Origin of the sequence: Anaerococcus sp. Marseille-Q7828, assembly GCF_949769285.1 — a bacterium.
In the GTDB taxonomy this organism is placed as follows: Bacteria; Bacillota; Clostridia; order Tissierellales; family Peptoniphilaceae; genus Anaerococcus.
Map to the genome: position 1 here is coordinate 1,012,328 of NZ_OX458331.1, position 23,433 is coordinate 1,035,760.

Annotated in this window: 8 protein-coding genes; 7 read left to right on the top strand and 1 reads right to left on the bottom strand. The window is 36.2% G+C overall.

Annotation, left to right across the window (positions count from 1 at the left end; translation table 11 throughout):
• Nucleotides 1-606 precede the first annotated feature (606 nt).
• Complete coding sequence (locus tag QNH69_RS04840; RefSeq protein WP_282929447.1) at nucleotides 607-10,137, top strand: SpaA isopeptide-forming pilin-related protein; 9,531 nt, start codon at nucleotides 607-609, stop codon at nucleotides 10,135-10,137.
• A 53-nt stretch (nucleotides 10,138-10,190) separates the two neighbouring features.
• A complete protein-coding gene (locus QNH69_RS04845; protein WP_282929448.1) occupies nucleotides 10,191-14,333 on the top strand; it encodes a SpaA isopeptide-forming pilin-related protein in 4,143 nt (1,380 codons plus the stop codon).
• 62 nt (nucleotides 14,334-14,395) lie between these two features.
• Here the strand turns inward: QNH69_RS04845 and QNH69_RS04850 are convergent, their stop codons facing one another.
• Nucleotides 14,396-14,899: a sigma-70 family RNA polymerase sigma factor gene (locus QNH69_RS04850; RefSeq protein ID WP_282929449.1), complete on the bottom strand. Its 504-nt coding sequence runs from the start codon at nucleotides 14,897-14,899 to the stop codon at nucleotides 14,396-14,398.
• A gap of 460 nt (nucleotides 14,900-15,359) precedes the next feature.
• Here QNH69_RS04850 and QNH69_RS04855 point away from each other — a divergent pair, with 460 nt between their 5' ends.
• From QNH69_RS04855 to QNH69_RS04875, 5 genes are all read left to right on the top strand, one after another.
• A complete protein-coding gene (locus tag QNH69_RS04855) occupies nucleotides 15,360-16,619 on the top strand; it encodes an ATP-binding protein (RefSeq protein ID WP_282929450.1) in 1,260 nt (419 codons plus the stop codon).
• 719 nt (nucleotides 16,620-17,338) lie between these two features.
• Nucleotides 17,339-19,609, top strand: coding sequence for a SpaA isopeptide-forming pilin-related protein (locus QNH69_RS04860; RefSeq protein WP_282929451.1), 2,271 nt, complete (start codon nucleotides 17,339-17,341; stop codon nucleotides 19,607-19,609).
• 963 nt (nucleotides 19,610-20,572) lie between these two features.
• Nucleotides 20,573-21,631, top strand: coding sequence for a class C sortase (locus tag QNH69_RS04865; RefSeq protein WP_282929452.1), 1,059 nt, complete (start codon nucleotides 20,573-20,575; stop codon nucleotides 21,629-21,631).
• Nucleotides 21,624-22,505 (top strand): class C sortase, encoded by an 882-nt coding sequence (locus QNH69_RS04870; protein WP_282929453.1) that lies wholly within the window; start codon nucleotides 21,624-21,626, stop codon nucleotides 22,503-22,505. The genes QNH69_RS04865 and QNH69_RS04870 overlap by 8 nt, the downstream gene beginning before the upstream one ends.
• Nucleotides 22,474-23,388, top strand: coding sequence for a class C sortase (locus QNH69_RS04875; RefSeq protein ID WP_282929454.1), 915 nt, complete (start codon nucleotides 22,474-22,476; stop codon nucleotides 23,386-23,388). Before QNH69_RS04870 ends, QNH69_RS04875 begins: the two co-directional genes overlap by 32 nt.
• Nucleotides 23,389-23,433 lie beyond the last annotated feature (45 nt).

Sequence of the window (23,433 nt, forward strand, 5' to 3'; positions counted from 1 at the left end):
GGATCTCACAAATGATCAATCCAGTGGGATGTTTCGCATTCGCTCAATCAGACTTTGACAAATGTCCTCCACTAGCCGGACAGGCTTGTCTTTGAAACAATCTGATATCTGGCCTACCATCCATTTTTTCAAAAATGGGGTTAGGTCATTAAACATGACAGTGGTGGTGCTAATGACTTTATGAGTTAAAAATTATGAATTGCTAGCACTCTATCAGGATTAGATTGGAGTATTAGAGGCTAGCATAAAAAAACACTACAATACAAGAACGTTGTTTTCCCCCAAGTATTATCCTATATATCCTAGGTATTCTTTGTCCTTATCTTTTTTCATATCACTTTATTCATTTTATCAAGAGTTTTATTAAAACTCTTTTAACTATATTGGGGAAATATAATGGCAAATATTTTCTAATATTTCTGATAAACATTGGTATTTCAATTATTATACTTTTATTTATATTGGGAAATTTTTTCTACATTATATATACAAAATTACTTTAATTTGATATAATGATGCTAACAAAGGGCTAAGGTTAGCCCTATTTGGGATTTCTAATTTTAGAAAATATTAAAATTAATGGAAAAATATTTGGGAGAGGGAATTATGAAAAGGAACATTAAAAACTTTATGATAAAAGCGTTTTCAATGTGTTTAGCTTTTATCCTAGTATTTCCAACCAACCTATTTGCCATGAGCTTGGACAATACGAAATATTACAAGGCTTCTGCTAGTATTATGGGACTAGCTCAGACTGATACTACAAGTCAAGATGACAATGAAGTCACAGACCAAACTCTATTAGAAACAGAAATTACAAAGAAGGAAACGGACAAGTATCTAATAGAAAAATATGCAAGATTATCCAAAACTACTGGACAAATTGAATACATGATCAAGGTCCATCCAAAGGATGAAGAATCCAAGGACAAGATCACTACAAGTTTTGCTATAAGCAAAAATACTGACCTAAAAGACTTGAAAATAGAAAAAATAAGTCAAATACATAGTGATAATTCACATGCAGAAATCAAATATCAAGAACAAAGACCATCTATCCTATACAACAACGATGCCTTTGAGACTCTAGGAGTCACAACAGATAAGGCGGATTTGGTCTATTACTTGAGCGCACAATTATCAGAAGAAGCACTAGGAAAAATAGACGAGAAAACTCCTAGCATGGACCTTGATATCAACGTAGCAGAAGCAGGTGCTAATTTATATCAAGATAGGTATGCCCTAAGCATAGACAAAATGGAAGTGGTAGGCGAAGATGGAGAAGATACCATCGAGACTCTAAAAGAAAAAGAAAATCCAACCCACCAAGTCAAAGCTATATATAAAGAAGGAAGTTCAAATTTGCTAGGAGAAAATCCAGGAGAGATTACTTGGACTGACTTTATCCACGCAGATGATGACAAAGAATTCACAACTGACATCAAGCTTGATGAAGGCCAAGATGCCACAGACTCACAAATCAAAGTTGAATTCTACCAAGCTAATGAAAAGGGATATACATTAAAAGAAGACTTCACAAAAGAAATTCCATTTACTGAAAGTCTCAAACTTCAAATCCCACTAGGTTTCATTGCCAAAGTAGAACTAAAGACAAAAGTTACAGAAAATAAAAAAGAATACTCTCTAAATCAAACCAAAATTCCAAACCCTATATATAAAGAAGAAAAGACAGAAGAAAGACCAGAAGAAGACGACGCAGATCCTCTGCCAGAAGAAACTTCAAAAACAGAAGAATCAAAGGGTACTAGTGAAGAGAAAATTATACCAATAGACCCAGAAACAAACGAAGCTGTAATTGATCATTCTCTAGTTAGTGAAGACGATACAGAAGAAACAAAATCTGCAATCAACCTCAACAGAGATAGTGTCATCAACAATTTTAAAAATAATGAGAAGCTAAATCCAGTCGTTGAAATCACAATCAATAACATTAGCTCTCTTTTCAACGCTTATAATAAGGATGAGATGACCTACGAAGAATTCCTAGCAAATCTCAAATCACAAGCAAAAGACCTTTCAAAAGAAGAATTTGCAGAAATAGTACAAGGACTCATAGCAGGACTCAACCAAGAGACCTACAAGGTAGCAAATATTGACGAGGACCAATTACTAGCAGAAGTCTATGGAAAAGATGAAGCTGAAGAACAAGCAACAGAAGAAAAACCTGTGACAGAAACAACAGAAGCTGACACAGAAGAAACTTCAAATGCTGAAAATGGCAATGTAGAAACAGAAACAACAGAAGACTTCAGAACCCCAGAAGACAAAATCAAAGATAACGCCCTAGAAAGCTTCGATAAGAGCCTAAACCAAGCCAAAGAAGCAAGCAAAAAGCCACAAGAAGACGATAGATCTCTAATAGGCAATATTTCAGAAGGCATCAAGGGAATCTTCGGCCAGTCCAACTTACAAAAAGCTGACCAAGAACTAAAAGCAGCACTTGCAGAAGGCAAGTCTCTAGAAGAAATCCAAGGACTATTGAATAGCTTCGAAGAAAACTACCAACTTTCAAGAGAAGAACAAGTTAAGCTTATGGAAGACAATGGCGATGCCATCAAAGCACTCATTGCAAAAGACTCTGAGACAAATTTCAGACCACATATTTTTGCAGCATCTGAGCTAAAACTAGACGGTAAAAAGTTCCATGTCTTGACAAGGTTTGATACATCAACAGTAAATGGTCCAATCAAAAAAGGTCAATATTTTAATATTCATCTTGATGACAAGTTAACAGTTAAGAACCCTAAGGAATTAAAGTCAATTTACAATGGCAATACTGAGATAGCTAAACCATCTTACGATGAGGCTAATAATATAATAAAGTATGAAATCTTAAATGATATTAAAGAAAAGCTACAAATACCATTAGATATCCCTGTGGATTATAAGACAAATAAAATTGAACTAGATGAAAATGGTGAATTTGTTGTTGTTAATAAGGTATCTGGACTTGGAGTTACAGATCCTAAAAGCCTACTACCACAAAGAGTAGATAGAAATGGCAACCTAGCAGCAACAATCATTGAACCTGAAAAAAAAGAAGTAGCTGAATTAATAGAAGTCGATATGGATCCATACAGGGTGTATACAGACGCCAATGCTACACCAGTGATAAAAGATGGTAAACTTTTAGGTTTCAATTGGACAATAAAAGTAACCTCAGATACCGACTTATTTGATTTAGGTTACAAGGCAAACTTTACAACAGTTAAAGGATCAGGCCTTGAAAAAATAGAAGATAGAAATAAATCTCTAGGTCTAACAGACCAACTTGATGGTGCTTTTGGAATTAATGACTCAAAACACCATAAAGTAGACCAAGCAGGCATTAGGGAAGTTACCTACAATCTCTACACACCAGTAGAAGAAACTCCACAAGAAAAGTATATGATGGATATTTCTATCATCCTTACTGAAAAAGGAAAAGTTGGTGCAAAGAGAATTGTAGTAAACGAAGGTTGGCCAATAGAAAAGGTAAGAGAAAAAACACCAAGTCGTGTAGGCATGAACAACAGGACTACCATCCTTGGTGAATTTGCAAATGAATCAACAGCCAAATGGACTGTAACAGATGCAGTTTCAACTGGCGATAAAGATGTTACATTACCATTAGAAAACAGACAACTTCAAGGTGATCAAACTGGTTCTATGGGACAAACTGCAGCTTACAAAATAGATCCATCTTCTGGGATGATGGTTAATGACGATACTGGTGCAAATGGAAGTAAACCAGTAGGAACCATAGCAGTTTATGAATACACAGGTGCTATAGGCGAAGATCAAAAAGACCCACAAACCCTTGGTGGAGTGTCTATCTCTAGATACCAAGATGTCACAGTAGACCAAAACTGGAACCTACCAGACGGTCAAAAGATGCCATCACAAACCATCACAGTTACAGACAAAGATGGAAACAAGTCAGAAACAAAAGTAAAAGAAGGTCCAGTTGTTTCTGATGAAACTGGCAAGCAAAGAATTATCACAGTTCCAGGTGTAAAGTATTGGGATATAGATAACAATGGAAATGCAAGCTTTAGAGACCATACAATAAGCCAAACTTTCCCACAAGGAAAAGGAACAATAAATGGCAAAGAGTACAAGTACAGTGAGAATGCTAACTATTATAGACCAGACACAAGAGTACACTATATTCAAAACTCTTTAGAAGAAGATACAGACAAAAAGCCAGCTACCTTTACAGTTATCAAAGTAGATAGCAAGGATCCAGAAAAAAGAATTACTGGAGCAAGTTTTGACCTTCTTGGAGCTAATGTAAGTATAACAACAGATGCTAATGGTGAAGCAACATTTAGAAACATCAAACCAGGTAGATATTATCTAACAGAAACAAAAGCTCCTGATGGATACAAAATAGATCAGAATCAAAAAACTATAGAAATATCAGATAATGGACAGATAACAGTCTATGGTGGCAATGCAAAGCTATCAGCAGGATCTGGCAAAACGGCAATAGTAGAACACTCTGACTATCCAAGCTGGCCAGACTTTATGAACACCATGCATTATGGCAAACTTGATGATCAAGGAAATTTAGAATTCTATGTCTACCTAAAACCATTCGCACCAAGACTAGGTGGCAGGACAGATAAAGATACTAGATTTAATATATCTATCCCAGGAGTAGATCTAACAAATGCTAATGTAACTGTTCACGATCTAGACCCAGAGTATAGAGAGTATTACACAATTCAAATGCAAGATCAAACCATGGATAAAGCCATAATTTTTGATAATGTAATTGGAAAGACTAATAAAAACGGTGTTATTACTGGAACTCCAAATTCTACTGATCCATATACTGGAAAAACAGGCTATAGCATATCTATTCCAGCAAAACGCTTTGGTGATGATTGGGGTTTCCTAGTTAAGGTTAATGCAAAAGTGGGAACAGATAAGAACCCAATTACCCTAACCTATGATTGGTTAGCAGACAAAGATACAGCTACCAACTCCAAAATACAAGAAGCTGTAACAGTAAGCACCAATAATGAAGAAAATGGACACCCAACCATAACCATTACCAACGAGGCCTTCAAGAAAAGCTCAATAGAAGTAGCAAAATTTGCAGATAGCTTAGATAGCGAGGGCAACAAAATAAAACTTCCAGGCGCAGAATTTGTTCTAAAGGATGCAAATGGAAAGCCTATAACAACTGCCTATACTAAAAAAGAAGGAAAAGTGGATTTCGGAGAATTCCCTCCAGGAACCTACTACCTAGAAGAACAAACTGCACCAGCAGGCTACGAAAAATCCGATGTTTACTTTGAAGTAAAAGTAAATGAAAAAGGCGAAGTAACCTATACTGCTAAGTTCAAAACATCATCTGGTACACCAGTTCCGGGCCAAGATTACTTTATAGAAAAGGGTGAGGCAACAAGCTCAGATGCAAAAGCAGAAGTGCTTGAAATTCACCAACATATGGATGTAAAGGACTCTGGTATAGGTAGGTTCCAAGGAATATGGGAAGCCTATGAACTAGAATCATTAAAATATAAATTAGATGCAAGACTAAATATTGCAGGTCCAGGAGCAAGGTTTGAAATCCAATTTGATAAAAACCTAGACTTTACCCAATACTTTACAGAGTTCCCAGACCTTTATAAAGATGGCAAAGTCATAGCAAAACCATACTTTGACCGCAATACAAATCTTCTAACATATGTATTTACAGAAAATGCAGCAAAAGGTGAGACTACTGTAAGCCTTAACCTGGTTGGTATGATTCCAAACAAATTCTATGCAAAGACTCACGGCAAATATAAAATTACCAACGTTGTTGCACCGGGAGTTACAGTTACTGATCCAAATAGTAACCAAACAGAGACAATCGACGTAGATGCATATTTTGGAGAATACGACGCTAAAAGAGATTATAATCACAAACCTCTTTCATCACCACCTTCTCAAGCATATTACTTTAGAGATGTATACCAAGATGAAAATGGTCAGTGGTATGTAAAGGCCTTTGCATATTACAATCCATATGGTCTTTATTCAGGTGGGGCGAAGAACATCAATTTCAACTGGATGTCTACTAATTACCAAAAAGACAAAATCCAACACGAATGGAATGCTAATGGTAACTTACCAGCCTTCCAATTGGATAATGTTAAGGTATATAGAACAGATAAAAGGTTGACAAATGCGACGTATAACAATGGTACTAAAGATATAACAGAAGAAGTAAGCGCAGTCATGCCTCTATCCATGGGTATAAGACCTGAACAAGATCCAAGCACTTACAGAAAGGTATTTGAAACAAATATAGATCCAGGTTCTTTTAAATCAGCATCAAGTAACGATGTTTATTTAGAATATAATCCAAAAGAAATTAAAAGTGACTCTACTCTACAATACGATGCTCCACTAAAGATGACAATGCCTAAAATATCTGGCGAAAAAGAAGGCTATGTAATAGAGCAAACATTTAAGATTCCAGACATTAAGAAATTTAATGAGAACTGGAGAGCCTTCTATATGGGTCAAAATACTGTCCTTAGATCAACCTTTGTAACTGGACCTAACAAGAACTACGGAAACGCTGACCAAACGGGCCAAGAAATACCAAAATTCTACAAAGAAATAGTTGGTATCATAAATAGAAAGTTCACACCAGGACAGTTTAAAATCACAAAGACTGAAGACAATACTGGCAAAGCCCTACAAGGAGCAGTATTCACCCTGACAGATGCATCTGGCAATACCATCTACAGATCATCTGACACTAATGGATTTGTAGAATTTAAAAATCTAGAGCCAGGCAGATACACACTAAGAGAATCACAAGCTCCAAAAGGCTACACTGGCTCAAAGGAAAAATGGGAAGTTATAGTATCAAATGATGGCTCTGTAAGAATCGAAGAGACATCAGTTACAGGCTCTGGAGATATCTATACTGGAAATAATACAAATGTAATTAACATACCAGTAACAAATAGAAAAATTGGAGAAAACTTCCAAGTATTCAAGAAAGGTGAAGACGGCAAGCCACTTAAAGGAGCAACCTTCACCATTACAAAACAAGGTGAAACTAATCCTATTGCTACAGTCACTTCAGATGCAAATGGTTTAGTAGAATTTAAAGCAAACCTAAGTGAAGGAACCTATATTATAGAAGAAACTGAGGCTCCAGATGGATATAACAAGCTGGACCAAAAATGGGTTTTAGTTATTTCTAAAGATGACAAAGGCAAGCTTGTTAAAAAAGTTTATAACTACTCATCAAGGACATCTGCTGACGAAAAGTCTCTTCTTGGTGAAGAAGGAACACGTTGGGTCAATGTAAAAGACAGAAAACAAATTGGCTGGGAATCTTTTGACAACAGAAATACTGGATGGGCAGGTAACAGTACCGAAGCTGAGCACATGGGTACAAGAATAATTGCTATAAACAAAAATAAGAAATATGTCATCCAGAGATATGTAATCAACCCAGAAGCGATACAAACAAAAGGTATAGATGGAGTAACTTCAGCTACAATCCACAGAGAAAAACCAAACTATCCAAATATGGATTGGTATAATGGTGAAGACTACAAAGTATTTACTTTAGAGCCTAAAAAAGGTGCAGATACTGATGGCAAAGTGACAGGTCTAATATCCGACCTAAGACTTGCTGATTATACTGTTACTGATATCACAGCTGATGTAAAGCAAACAGCACAGTCTGATTCCACATCACACTATAACGAAACCAGACTAAAATTACAAATACCAGAAACTAATAAGCCTATAGTAATAGATGTCAAGATACCTTACAAAGACGAAAATGGTGGCGTAGGTACAGGCATGGACTGGAGAGAAAATGGTATAACCTACTGGAAGTCCGACTACTATGAAAGAGTATCAGAGATAGTATTAGGAGATACAGTCGCTTCAGAAGTTGGATCCATCAAAGGTTCATATATAGGAGAAAACTCCCTTGACGTCACAAACGAACCAAAGACTTATGGTTTTAAGATTAAAAAGGTAAAAGAAGGAGCAACTGAAACACTTATCCCTGGAGCAAAATTCAAACTAATAGGCCCAGATCCTAGCACAGAAGAAAGAGAAATGACCACAGGATCTGATGGTATGATTTCCTTTAATGGCTTAAAACCAGGTAAGTATGAACTAGAAGAAACAGAGCCAGCACCAGGCTATGAAAAAGCTGACAAAAAATGGCAAGTTATCATAACCAACGAGGGCAAGGCTTATATAAAAGCTGATGAAGAAACATCATCAACCAACAGACTTGCAGCAAGAAGACTACAAAGTACTAAGGCAAATGATGGACTAGAAATATCTGATGAAAGAGTTCCAGCAGCTCAGATGGCAGATGATGGTTGGATGGAAGTTGACCCAGATAGGTCTAGTGGTAGAAAGACAACTGATTTATCTAAAGCTAAATTTGGAAGTACAAAGATTACAGAAATCAATAAAGATACTAAGAGATTTAGACAAGAGTTCACATTCCTAGAATCTGAATATGGCTCAAAAACTAGAGAGATTCAAATTCATAGACAACCAGAATCTTACGACCTCAAAAAAGAAGATATTACTATTAAGATATATCAGGCTGACGGAACTGATGTTACAAGTAAGATAATATTCAATAATAAAGTTGTAAATAATAAAAAATACAGAATTGTAAGTAATAAAATACCTGCAACCATAAAGGGAACTCTAACTGTAAAAATAGAAGCACCTTACAATCCGGCTTATGGCATAGGTTTAGGTAGTAATTACAACAACAATACAGTTGCTACTTTTGATAATAAGGCATGGATAACAGATTCCTACGAGAACGAATCAGGTATTAAAGGCAAAGTTCAAAATTATACAGTAAGTTTCGCTGCTAACGGTGGAAATGGAACTATGGACTCTCAACAAGTAGAAGAGGGACAAACATTCACCCTACCAGAAAATAAATTCACCCCACCTAGTGGAAAAGAATTTAAGGCTTGGTCAGTTAATGGAGAAGAAAAAGCTCCTCAAGATACAATCACTGTAAATGCTGATATAGAAGTTACAGCTATCTGGAAAGATGCTCAAGTTACTATTAGCTTTGATGGAAATGGAGGAACTTACCAAAAGGCTCCAGAAAAAGTTGATAAAGGGTCATCTTATATGCTACCAGGTAATCCATTCATAGCTCCAGAAGGCAAGGAGTTTGCTGGATGGATAGTAGGATCAAGTATAAAACAACCTGGAGAAAGCATAATAGTAGATAATGACATCACTATAAAAGCTCAATGGAAGAATAAAGCACCTGAAACCTATACTATTACAGTTAGTAAACTAGAAAATGGTACATTAATACCTAGCACAAATTCTGCAACAGCAGGTACAGAAGTTAAGTTAACAGTGACACCAGATGATGGATATGAAATAGATTCTGTAACAATAAATGGTAAGGCTCTATCAGCTGATGCTAGTGGGAATTATAAATTCACCATGCCAGCAGCAAATGTAACATTATCTGCTACATTTAAGAAAAAACAAGAGGAAATCAAACCTCCTGCAGGAGCCATTTTGATTAAAGACGAGGGTTACCCAATCACCAACAAGCAAACAGGTCTTGAATTTACTGTATTTAAGGTAAATAACCTCAACAGAAGACTTCCTGATGCAGAATTTACTATCGTAAAATATAAAGATAACACTTATAAGGAATTAGATGGTAAGTTCACAAAAGCAACAGGCACATCTGATGAAAATGGCCTTGTACAATTTAAAGACGAAAATGGTAATGTTGTAAGTCTACCAAAGGGACACTATATAATAACAGAAACCAAAGCACCAGAAGGTTATAAGAAGGCTCAAGCACCTTGGAAGCTAGAAGTCTATGAAGAAGCTGGTCAGCTTAAGGCAAAATATTCTGGACCAGAAGATACTGCAAATGGACTTTTAACATCAGACAAGGCAAAAGCACAGTCAAATAACAGTACTGAACTTCAAAAAACAAATAATGGTATTAAGTATAAGTCAAGACTAACCTATATCAACCCAGAATCTAAGACTTATGTCAAAGAGTCTATATTGATACTAGAAACTATACAGGTAACGGAAAGCTCAACGTTCAAATCACTCCTAAATATAAGAGGGATGAAATAGATTATGTACCAGATAAAAATGGTGCAAAATCTCCAGATACAATAGTAGAAGGTGTGAAAACTGCCTATAGAACTACCTACAAGATAACAGGTGGAGTGGAAGACACTGAAATAGACAATGTCTTAAGATACTACGACCTATCAAAACCAAATGTTACAATGAAAAACACCGCAAGGTGGAGACCATTTGACTGGGGATTTGATGAAGACTTACTAAACCTTGACAAGGGAGTCTACTTTATAGATATAGAAGGCTTCTATGATGATGCTATAATCACTGGATATGATAGCAAGCAAAAGAAAAATACTATCCCTGAAGCTGATCAAGGAAAACTTGACCTTAATATAGACTTCTATGATGGAGAAAGAAAATTCCAACAAAGAATTAAAGATAAAAGTGGAAATCTAACATGGACTAAAGGTACAGATATAAATGATGCTTACCTACTTGGAAATGTCCATCTAGGCTATGTTGGCAAAAATGCACAAGGCCAGGATGTGCCAACTGAAGCTGGACTAAAAAGGGAAAATCCTAATGACAAGTACCCACTATGGTTAGGCAAAAAAGGTGGACGTATATATCCATCATTAGATCAAGGAACAAAAACAAGTATTTCAACAAGAGTTGATATAAGCTCTCTTTATTCATCAGATGAGATGAAGGGAGTGCCACAAGATGGTTTGACCTTGACAAATGAAGAAGAAACTTATAACATCACATTCTCAAAACACGGTAGAGATAATCCAGATTACAAAATAGATGGAGAAGAAGTTACAAAGAAGAGACTTGAAGGTGCTATATTCAAGCTTCAAGAAGACAATGGTATAACATTTGAAGATGTACCAGGATCATATGTTGCATCAGCATTTAACGGTTACTTCGGATTTAGAGGACTTAAACCAGGTCGTTATAGACTGCTAGAAGTGAAGGCTCCAGAAGGATATGTACCAATCAAAGATCCACTACTTTACTTCACAGTAGAAACTATAGCCACAAACTCTGGTAAGATAATTCACCCATTAACTGGTAAAGAAGTAGATATAAAATCTATCCAAGTTAAGTTCCCAGGTAATAAGACAGTTTATGAGCTTAAGAACTTAACAATGGTTGACCCAGCTGATAAAACAAAAACTGTAGCAATAAGCACAGTTGACTCTGACAAAATAGATATAGAAAAAGCTGAAATTATCGATCCAAATGATAATACAAAGAAAGTACCACTTAAAGACCTAAGCATTCCAGGAGACAAACAAGATTATAAGATTGGCCACACAAGAGTAGTAGAAGGCAAGAGTGGATATATCTCCCTAGAGTACGACAAGGCCAACGGAGTTTACCAATACGTACCAGAAAAATCAACTACAACAGAAGAAGGTAAACTAATAGACTACGTAACCAGCGCCACAGCTAAAAACATGGGTAAGATCATCAACGAAAAACCAGGTGAAGGTGAAGTAACCATTAAGAAATTTGACCAAAATGGAAATGAACTAAAAGCCTCTAATCTTTTACCAGGTGCAGAGTTTACGTTAATAAATCTTACAAATGGCGATAGAAAAACTGGTACTATAGGAACAGAAGGAACCCTAAAATTTGACAAGCTTCAAATAGGTAACTACAGACTTGTAGAAACAAAGTCTCCAGACGGTTACGAAAACAATAACCAAATCTGGCACTTTTCTATCGGTGGTGAAGGTCTAGACCCGTATTCAGGACCAATTGCAAGAACAGGTGTAGATTTATCTGATAAGATTACTCTACAAACAATAAAAGCTTCTGTCCTAAATCCAGATGCTAAAACAAGCACAGAGATAACAACACAAAACAATGAAGTTCATCCACATTTAGGAGAAAGTATAGAATTTGAAAACAAATTCGTATTAGCACCTAATACAAAGATTAACCCTGGCGACTTCTTTACCCTAAAGATGAGCGAAGATATTGACCTTAACGGTATCTTTGAATATGAGATAGAAAATCTGGACATAATCGCTCCAGGAGTAGGTACAATAGCAAAAGCTGATTACAATAGAAATGCTAGAACTATAACTTACACCTTCACAGATTATGCAAAAACTTATACTCTAGTAACGTTTTCAAACAAACTCACTGCCTTTGTAGACCTATATAAGGTTAAGTCAAATGCAAATAAAAATGTAGGATTCAGAATATCAGAAAATGATAAAAACCAGTATAAGAATGTAAATGTAGTCTATGACCAAGACTACGGTCGACAAGCAGACCACTTTGGAAACACGATTAATATCACTTCCAAGATTGTAAAATACGATCCAAAAACTGGCGAATTCTTACACTACTACTACATCAACAAGCTAAAAGACTTCTCATATGGTCCGATTGAGTTTAGATACGAATCAGGCCAAAGAATAGATGATCTAAAAATTGATGTAGCTAAGGTTTATAACAATAATTGGCAACTAAGCTCTACTATGCCAGATTCATTTGCAGTAAATGAATCAAGCAACAATCTATATCCATTTGAAAATGCAGTTCGTTATCAATGGCTAAATAGAGGATACTATGCTCCAGTTCATTTCAATGACGGAATTGGACGAGGCGACTCATATATAGTAAAGGTCACAGGTAGGGTTGGAGACAAAGATAAATCAGAGTATACTGGTTTTGGTACTTTATATAAATTTAACCAAGGCTACACGCCTACTCATGCCGAAAGACATGACTCAATCCGTTACTTCAAAAACGAATCGACAGCCGAAACCACACTAGAAATCCAAGCATTCAACCCAGAAAATAAGATTACCTTTAAGAAGGTTGACCAAAATGGTAAGGCCCTTGCTGGAGCTAAGTTTAGACTTGATTACCTAGCGCCAAATAGTTCTACTTGGTCTCAAGGAAGTGAAAGAGATACAGACAAAGATGGTGTACTAAAACTTACTAAGTTAAAGCCAGGCAAATATAAGCTCACAGAAACTTCAGCACCAGAAGGCTATAAGATGGCTACAAACCCAATAATGGAATTTGAAGTAGATAAGAACGGTAAAATAACTAAAGAAGTAACATCTGTCGACGGAAAATCTACAACAACCCAAGATATAAGTGGATCTACAAACTATATAGTCAACAGTAAAACTTATGAAATTGAGTTTAAGAAAGTAGATGCAGATGACAACACTAAAGCACTTGAAGGAGCAGAATTTGAAATTTGGTATAAAGCCCAAGAATCAGATGATTACTCTAAGGAAAAACTAAAATTATACCAAGATGCTTCAGGAAATAAGATAGTCCTAAAAGCTGACGAAACTGCACCTACAGGCTATACTGAAGTTGAGAAATTCACTACAGGAGAAGATGGATTAGTTAAGTTTAACTTTACCGAACAAGGCTACTACGCTATTAAGGAAGCTAAAGCTCCTAAAGGCTATATAGCTCCAAGAGACTATGTAAAAGAATTTGTAGTAAAGGATGGTAAAGTCCAAGCTGACAGATACAAGACAGAAATGGATGTATCTAAGACAAAGAGTTGGACATCTGTTAATAATATGCTAAATGACGTTTATGCAACAGATATAACCATGAAGTTCAACTCTGATCATGAAAAAATCACTTATGTGAAGGATAAGTCAACAATCACATTGTCAGGATTGCCTTATGATAATGATTTCAAAGCGAAGAATAATTTGACAAGTGATGGAATAACTATTAGTGCAAAATTAGTAAATAAGAATAACCAAAGCTCTGATACTAAGACTTACACTCTTGAGTCAACTGACTATACTAATAATGAGGGTAAGATAACTATTAACCTTTATGAATTAGTAAAAGAATTGGAAAACAAAACTGGTGATTCATTCGAATCAGAAAATACCATTGAATTATCAATGTATTCAACTCTAGCTCTTGATACAACATTAGATATAACATCTAATCTTGTAATAGGAGATGGAGAAGACAAGATAAGTGAAGATAGGACCTTCAATATAGGAACAAAGGGCAACGAAAAAGTTGACCACTCCTACACTTTCACAAATCTTGGTGCACCAAAACTACCAATACCTATAGAAAACAAGAAATCTACCTACCCACTAACAGGTGGCAACGGAGTATTTACAGGCTTTGCAATCATAGGTACAGCAGTTATGCTTACAGCATTAGCATATTTTGGCATTTACCAAAATGACAAAAATAGAAGAAGATCTGCAAGGTACAAGAAATAATTCTAGAATATAGAGTTTTTAACAAGCACTAAAGGGGATAAGCCCCTCAAGTGCTTGTTTTTTTATCTTTCCATCAAAACTTTGAGCTTCTTAAGGCTTAAGCTGTGCCTGTTTGATACAGTTTTGGAAGAAATATTTAATATATGACCTATTTCCGCATTGGACAAGTCCTCCCAATACTTTAGTCTTATAATTTCCTGGTCTTTTTGGCTGAGCTTTCCTATGGCAAGATAGAGGTCCTTGTAATTTTCAAGAATATGAACTTCAAAATCATAATCATCGGGGATGGTATCAACTATAGGATTGCCATTCTGGTCGAAATCATCCAGACTTTGGGGATTTTGTTTCTTTGCCCTGTCTAAATAGTGGTAGCGAAGTTGATTTTTCAAGAAATTCCCAAAAGTCCCCTTGCTTTCATCATAGGCAGGAATACACTCCACAAGAATCATACTAGTCTGGTCAATGTCCTCATCATAATCAAAAGAAGGAAACTTCCTTGCCATTGATATTAAAAGTGGCATATAAGAATCAATAATTTGCTTTGAATTGGCTAGTGTAATTTGCATAATAAAACCTTTCAAAGCGGCCGCTTATTAAATTTGTCGACACAATTATGGTATAAGAAAAAGAAGAAAAAGTTTAATTGGATAAAGGGCAATAAGAAGAAAAGAAAAGGGATAAAAGGGGAGACGTGTGGAGGAGAGCTATGGGATAAAAGGAATAATGCGAAAAAATTAATTGTTATAAGAGGAGAGTGAGCAACACACCAAATCTTTGATTGTCATCCTAGAGGGAAAACTAGCCATCCGCCTCCTCTTTGTCATCCTCGAGGCCGTAGGCCGAAGGATCTCACAAAGTTACGATTAGCCAGGGGATTCTTCGCTGACTCTCAGAATGACAGGGGTATAGTGTTTACACTAATGATTTAATACGCATTATCGTTCCAAAAATGCAACGTAAAATGAAACGCAAATTTTACGTTGCATTTTTTTACTTTATATTCTATGATATGACTAAGGAGAAGTTATGGAAGTATATAATTATGAATTAAAATCAAAGCTTACTGATAAGTTCCTTAAGACTGTTTCATCATTTGCCAATTATAATGATGGTAGGATAATATTTGGTTTGGACAATGAGGGCAATGCTGTTGGTATGGATGATTTAGATGGGGCCAAGCTAGCTATTGAAAACAAAATTAATGATAGTATCAAACCTAGACCAGAGTTTAAAATCGATATTGACTTTGAGAATTCTAGTATAATTTTGACTGTTTTTGAAGGGGAAAACAAGCCTTACTATTATCATAATAAAGCTTATAAAAGAAGCGACTCCTCTGATGTAGAGGTGGATAGAGATGAACTTAGTGAACTTATACTATTTGGAAAAAATTTGGATTATGAGCAATTAGCTAGTAAGGAGCAAAATTTAAGCTTCAATTATTTTAATTCTGAAGTAATGAGTCAAATTAATATAAGCAATCCAGGACTTGATATTTTAAAAACTTTTGATCTCTATGATGATAAGAATGGATATAATGTCGCTGGTCTTTTAATATCAGACTCCAATAATTTTAACATTATCGATTTGGCAAAATTTGGTGATAGTATTAGCGACATAGAGTTTAGAAAAACCATTAAAGGCATTTCTATTCTAGAAGCATTCAATATGACTGTGGAATATTACAAACAATACTATAACCCCGAGGTTATAGAAGGTAAGCAAAGAAATACTATTGAAAAAATACCTCTTAAAGCTTTTAGGGAAGCATTAGCTAATGCTTTAGTACACAGAAAATGGGACAGGGATGAATATATTAGCATTAGTTTTTATGATGATAGAATAGAAATTACATCACCTGGTGGTCTCCCTAATAATATCAGTGAATATGAATATCTCAATAGTAGGGTGTCCTCTCCTAGAAATCCCATTATTTCGAATATATTTTTTAGATTGAAATACATTGATAAATTAGGTACTGGTATTTTTAGGATTAAAGAAGCTTATGAAAATAGTACTTCTATTCCTTCGTTTGTGATTAGCGAGAATTTCGTAACGGTTGTATTGCCGATATTAAAGAGTATTAATATGGAAGATTTTTCACAAGAGGGCCAAGAAATACTAAGAATTTTAGAAAAATCTGATGAAAAATCAAGGCTTGAGCTAGAAAAAATCACAGGCTATAATAAAACAAAGACAATAAGAATTCTCAATGAACTACGTGAGATTGGAGCAATAGAAGTAGTGGGTATCGGCAGAGGTACAAAATATAAAAGTAGAATCTAAATAAACGAAAGGCATTATCGTTCCAAAAATGCAACGCAAAATGAAACGCAAATTTTACGTTGCATTTTTAATTGGAACGTATTTTTTTGTCATTTGTAAAAAAAGCAAACCGCTGTCTCTAGGGAAAACTAGCCGCCTATACACTGTCATCCTCGAGGGAGCGAACGCGACACTAATCCTTCCACATTGTCATCCTTCTTGACCTATCCCCAGTCCCTTCATCTTGGGTGGCAAATTACATTTGCCATCTTCGAGATGAGCTAAAAGCGAATCCGAAGAACTATATATTGAAATTGATGGAAGGTCAAATGTCGCGAAGTCCAGAAGCAGGCCGCCCGCCACATATAGGGCGATTTGGCTAACGGAGCCGACTGAGGCCGTAGGCCGTAGGAACTCCTATAGCAGCAATTCAGCCAGGGGATTTTTCGCAAAAGCTCAGAATGACATGCGGGTGTCTAGGATCTACGCTCTACCTTTGTCATCCTTGAAGGAGCGAATGCGACCGAAAAATCTTTAGTCTTAATCCTACTTTCCAATATTCATCTATTTTCGCCCTTGTCTGAAAGAATTTTTTATATTTAATAATTTTGTTCTAACATCCCTAAAAATCAAGCTTTTTTGATTGTATAAATCCTAGCTTTAAGATATAATATAGGTGACTAAGTCTGTTTTATTACAGAATACGGGAATTATAGAAAAATTTTATTATAGGAGTTGTTATGAACGGGAAATATAAATCAAAAGTATTGGCCGGTTTGCTGAGCTTATTTATGGTGCTTGGCGTGATTCTTTCACCACTTGCCTATGCTAAAGAAGAGGGTAACACCCAGACTTATGGCAACATTGATATTGATGTGCCTAGAAATGGCAATGACGCCAAAGATGATGCAAAACCTCGTAAATTTAGATATTTCAAAGTATCTGATAAAGAATCTACTAATGAAGAGCTTGAAGCTCTTTACAAAAAAGTCGATGCTATGAAGATGGAAGAAGTTGTAAAGGCATACGGAGAAGGAACAGAATCAGAACCTTCAAAAGTAAAGACTGGTGATGATGGAGTTTCTTATGATTCTTTCGAGCTTAGAGGTCTTCCTGCAGGTACATATGTTCTTAAGGAAACTGAAGAGTCCGCTAATGACCACCAATACAAAATGGTAGCTATAGCTTGGTGTTCTCAAGAAGGGGTAACAGAGATTAGCTATGTTAAGGATAAGGTAAGAGAGGATAATAGACCTTTAATCTTGAACAAGGTTGGTGTGATTTCAGATGAGAAAGGCAATGGAACAGAAGAAAAGCTTTCTGGAGTTGTATTTAACTTAATTGATATAGACAAAGAAAAAAATAACGAGGAAGACTCTATAGTAAAACTTGTTAAAGATAAAGATGGCGTTTATTCTTACATAAATGATAGCAAAGATGCCATTACAGATTTAGTAACTAATGAAGATGGTCAAATTATCATCAATGATTTGCCAGAAGGAAACTACAAGTTCAAAGAGATAAAAACTGACGAAGATAAGGGTTACAAGATTTTCGAAGGTAAGGAATATTCTGAGGATATAAACTTTATTCCAAGCAATGGTAAAAATATCACCGTTACTAATGAAAAGGAAGAAAAAAATACTCTTCACCTCAAAAAAATCGACGGAACTGACCCGAAAAACCCAATCACCCTAGCTGGTGTAGAATTTGAACTTTATGCTGCTTCTGGTGATGATCTTTTCCCAGTTGGAGTTGACAAAGATGGTAAATATATAATCTCAGATGGCAAAAACACTGAAGGCATGGATTTGAATTTCATCTACAAAACTGATGAAAATGGATCAATAATCCTAACAGATTTGCCAAAACCACCAGCAGGATATAGATATGAATTTAGGGAAGTGAAAACTCTTGATGATTACGTGCTTGTATCTGACAGGACCTATCCAGCAGAGTTTGGCAAAGCAATTACTGTCGAAAACTACAAGGATGAATTTATTGAAATTAACCTAACCAAGAAAGACCAAATTACACCAAATAAGGTCCTTGACAAGGTTGGTTTCCAATTATACAGAACTAAGATTAATAAAAATGAAAATGGTACAGCTCGCAAGGAAAGAGAACTTGTGGGACTTGTTGGAAGCACAGGAAGCTATCAATTTGATAGCAATGCTGGCGAATCAAACTTAATCTACCAACTATATACCAATGAAAATGGGGAAATCAAAGTTACTGGTTTGCCTGATGGTGACTACTATTTCAAAGAAAATGAACCATTGAAAGACTATGATTCAGCTGAAAACCGTGGCAAGGAAAATGCAAGACCTTTCTCAAGGAAACTTAGCAAACAAACCCTTACAAACAAGCCAAAAGATGTTGTTCCACCAGATGGAAACAGGAAGAAAAAGGGTGGCTACAAATTTATCAAGATAGATGATTCCAAGGAAAAGAACAGACTTGCTAATGCTGTATTTGCCGTATTTATTGAAAATGATAAGGGAGAATACATTCCATATGTCGTAAATGAAAAGGGACAGTATGCTCCAGATGACAAAGATGCCAAGAGATTGACATTAAAATCAGCATCAAACGGTGAATTCGAAGTACAAAATCTTCCACTTGGCAAATATATGTTACGTGAAACAGCTGCTCCAAATGGATATATATTGGATGTAAATCCTATTAAGTTTGAAATCACAAGCAATAGCTATGAAAAAGATGCTATTATGATTGTAAATAAAAAGGATACAAAAAAGACTGTTGTTCCACCAACGGTAACACCACCTGGAAAGACAAACACTCCAGGAACAACACCACCATCAACAACAGTAAAACCACCAACAACTTACTATGTTCCAGGCAACAAGACAAGAATCCCAAGGGGACCACTAGTAAAAACAGGTGACATCAGAATAGTAATCCTAGTAGCTCTAGGAATAGTGATGATTGTAGCTGGATCAATAATAGTAAATAAAGACGAAAAAAATCAAAAAATTCAATTAGCTTAGGCTAGAATTTAAGAGAAAATAGAAGGTTTCAAGAAGAAACCTTTTATTTTGCTTTATAAGAGGACTGTTATGGTGATGTGAAAATACAATGATAGATACTTACAGCGGTGTCATTCTGAGCGAAAGCGAAGAATCCCCTGGGTGCAGGGTGCTTTGTGAGATCCTTCGGTCGGCCTCAAAGGCCCTCCCTCGAGGATGACAGGTTGAGAGTACATATTTTTAAAAAATATGCGAAAATCTTTTTTAAATTAGACCTTATGTATATATTTGATTTTGATTATATTTTAGGATATAGCTTCAACACCGAGAGAATTGTGAGTCATCTGTTCTCAATAAATAAGTCTTGTAGCTAAACATAATTTATATGATTGAAGTTTATACTTCGCTAATTGGGGACCCTTTAAGGGCGTTCCGATTCGCCCTCCAAAGGATCCCCAAACCCCTACCAAACTCACCCTAACGGCCACTCGCGTGGGGCGGAGTATTATATAAACATCAAAAATCGGGTTTTATCAATCTCAAATTTCTAAAAATCGCAAACTCGCTACGCTCAAACAGTGCGATTTTTTAGACGAAATTATGAGATCTAAAAACACCAATTTTTTCCACCTCTAAGCTTAAAAACACTTATACTTTATGGTGCAGCTCATAGTGTATTAACAGTTAAAACAAAAGAATTCTCGAAGAGAACTTCTACTAATCATTGCCCCACGCAGTGGCGGTGGGGGTGTAGAAGGTATAGGGGGATTGGGGGAAAGGAAAAAGGGGTCTCCGCTACCCCTAATTCCTATCCCCCAAGGTACGAAGGTACAACCTGTAATAATAAAAAAACAAAAGATATACATTCCTTATATGATAAGAAGAAAAATACTTCTTTTTGATTTCTTTACAAAGATCCTCGGTCCTTTACCTTATGATAGCAGTTTACATATTAGAAAAAACAATAAATAATAGAGGTTTTTGATGCCTTTTAATAAGAAAAAAGTTAAAGAAGAAAAAGTTAATAAAGTTAAGAAGAAAAAGCCCCAGTCCAAGGCTTCTAAATGGATTTGGAGGTCTGTTTTCCTTATTGGTTTTTTGGTTATGTTCTATCCTTTGATCAACCGCTTGTACTATCGTATAGATTCTACAGGGCAAGTTGATACTTTTAAGGCTGGGACTAACAACCTTTCTACAGATGAGGTCAAAAGACGTATAGGTCTGGCTCATGCTTACAATGAGTCCTTGTCTGGTGAGAATATTGCAGATGACCCATATACTAGGAAAAAGCAAGAAGAGGGTCGCAAGGAATATGCTCGTATGTTGGAAGTGTCTGAGATGATAGGACACGTGGAGATACCTCGTATCAACCAAGACTTGCCAATTTTTGCAGGTACTAGCGAGGACATCCTCCAAAAGGGTGTAGGCCACCTTGAAGGTACGTCTCTTCCAGTTGGAGGCAACTCAACCCACGCTGTTTTGACAGCTCACTCTGGTTTGCCTGAGGCAACTTTATTTACCCACCTTAACCAACTTGAGATTGGAGATAAGTTCTATGTTCACAACATAGAAGGGGTTATGGCCTATCAAGTAGACCAGATTAAGGTAATAGAGCCTAGCAATTTCGATGATTTGATGGTTGCTCCAGGTCACGATTATGTGACACTTTTGACTTGTACGCCGATAATGATTAACACTCATAGACTTATAGTAAGGGGGCACAGAGTACCATACGTACCTGCTGTGGATGAAGAATTGATTAGAACAAACAAAGCAAACTGGATATTTAGAATATTATTTTTCGTAGCCTTATTCTTGATTATAGTTCTTATCATAAGACTTATTAAGTTAAGACGTGAGAACAAAGACTATTACAAACGTCTAGAAGAAGTTAGGAAAGAACAAGAAGATTTGAAGAAGATGTTTATGAACTCAGGCAATTTTAGAAATTACCAAGGATCTTCGGATATGTTTGAGCAGATGAGGTCTACGGATCCAAAGAATACTGATGGTCCAAACAATCTAGGTAATAGTAATGAATAGGAAGGGCATACTTAAGAAAAACCTGCCTTTCATCCTCATCTTTATCCTAGGACTGTTGATTTTTGCCTATCCGCTTATAAGCCAGAAGTACTATGAAATAGAATCTACCAATGAAGTTGTAGAGTTTAAGAAGAAAACTGATGAAGTTGACAAGGCTGATGTAGAAAAACGTATAGACCTAGCTCGTGCCTACAACTCTACCCTAGATCCTTCTAGGCTTGCCGATCCTTTTACAGAAAAGGAAAAAGAGGGTCGAGCAGAATATGCTAGGATGCTTGAGGTAAATGAGATGCTAGGCCATGTGGAAATACCGAGGATTGGCCAAGACTTGCCAGTATATGCTGGTACAAGTGATGATGTTCTGGAGAAGGGTCTTGGCCACTTGGAAGGTACATCTCTTCCTATAGGCGGGACTTCCACCCACACGGTTATCACTGGTCACAGAGGCTTGCCAAACGCCAAGATGTTTAGAAACTTGGACCAATTGGTAGAAGGAGATATCTTCTATATCCACAACATAGAAACAACCCTAGCTTATCAAATTGACCACATTGAGGTTGTAGACCCATCGAATTTTGAACCAGTTATGGTCAAGGAAGGCGAAGATTTGGCAACACTTTTGACCTGTACACCATATATGATCAATTCACACAGGCTCTTGGTAAGAGGTCATAGAATCCCATATCAGGAAGCCATAGACGATGGTGTGGCCAATACACCTAGACTAAAACCAGACTTCTTACAATTATTCTTGGTAATGCTACCAGTAATAGTATTTTTGCTAATAATATTGATAAGAGAAGCGAAGAGGAGAAAGAGATTGTCAAGGGAGGTAGAGAGTATTGAACAAGAAATTAAAGCTTACAAAAACTAATACACTTGGATATATCCTAATACTTGTGGGACTTTTGTTTGTAACAATTCCACTTATAAGGAGATCTTACAAAGACTACTCTGCCCGTATGGCTGAAAAAGAATTTAGGCAAATCCAAGAAAATAGAAACAAAGAAGAAGTCGCAGAAGAAACAAAAAATGCAGAAGAGTACAACGAAATAGTGAAAAATTCTGACATAACTGTAAGTGACCCATTTACAGCCGAAGACTACAAGACAAGTTATGAGAAGTTTCAAAACACAAATATTCCCTTTGCCTATCTAGTGATTCCAAAGCTAGATAAACGCCTACCCTTATATCTTGATGCAACACTTGACCACATATCAAGAGGGGTTGCCCAAGTAGATGGGACTTCTATCCCAGTAGGTGGCCCAGGCACAAGGTCAGTCATAGCTGGCCACAGGGGCTGGTGGGGAGATACCATGTTCCTATACCTTGACCAGCTAAACTACGGTGACTATGTCTATGTAGAGCGTGCCGAACAAACTATGCGCTATGTAGTAAGCGACAAGGAAGTCATCGACCCTTACGATTGGGACAAATTGGCCCCAAGGGGGGATGCGGATATTATAAGTCTTATGACTTGTTCACCATTTTTGCCACCAAGACCAAATAGACTCTTGGTAAATTGTGTTCGTGATGAAACAACGAAGACCATAGCTGAGGAATTCAAACTCCTAGGCACAGATGACTATCCAGTAAGTCAAAAAGATGAGGAAGAAAACAAAGTTTCATCAACAGACAAAACAGTAGCAATGACAAGGATAGCAACCCTAGTTCTTGCAATACTTGGAACACTACTATTTATATTAATATTAATAAGATTTATAAGAAGACTAAAAAATACAATTAATAATCGATGATTATTACCCCAGATATGTTAGTAAAACTTAAATATCTGGGATTTT

Coding starts and splice junctions, on each gene's coding strand:
- QNH69_RS04840 (WP_282929447.1), top strand. CDS start 607: ATGAAAAGGAACATTAAAAACTTTATGATAAAAGCGTTTTCAATGTGT.
- QNH69_RS04850 (WP_282929449.1), bottom strand. CDS start 14,899: ATGCAAATTACACTAGCCAATTCAAAGCAAATTATTGATTCTTATATG.
- QNH69_RS04855 (WP_282929450.1), top strand. CDS start 15,360: ATGGAAGTATATAATTATGAATTAAAATCAAAGCTTACTGATAAGTTC.
- QNH69_RS04860 (WP_282929451.1), top strand. CDS start 17,339: ATGAACGGGAAATATAAATCAAAAGTATTGGCCGGTTTGCTGAGCTTA.
- QNH69_RS04865 (WP_282929452.1), top strand. CDS start 20,573: ATGCCTTTTAATAAGAAAAAAGTTAAAGAAGAAAAAGTTAATAAAGTT.
- QNH69_RS04870 (WP_282929453.1), top strand. CDS start 21,624: ATGAATAGGAAGGGCATACTTAAGAAAAACCTGCCTTTCATCCTCATC.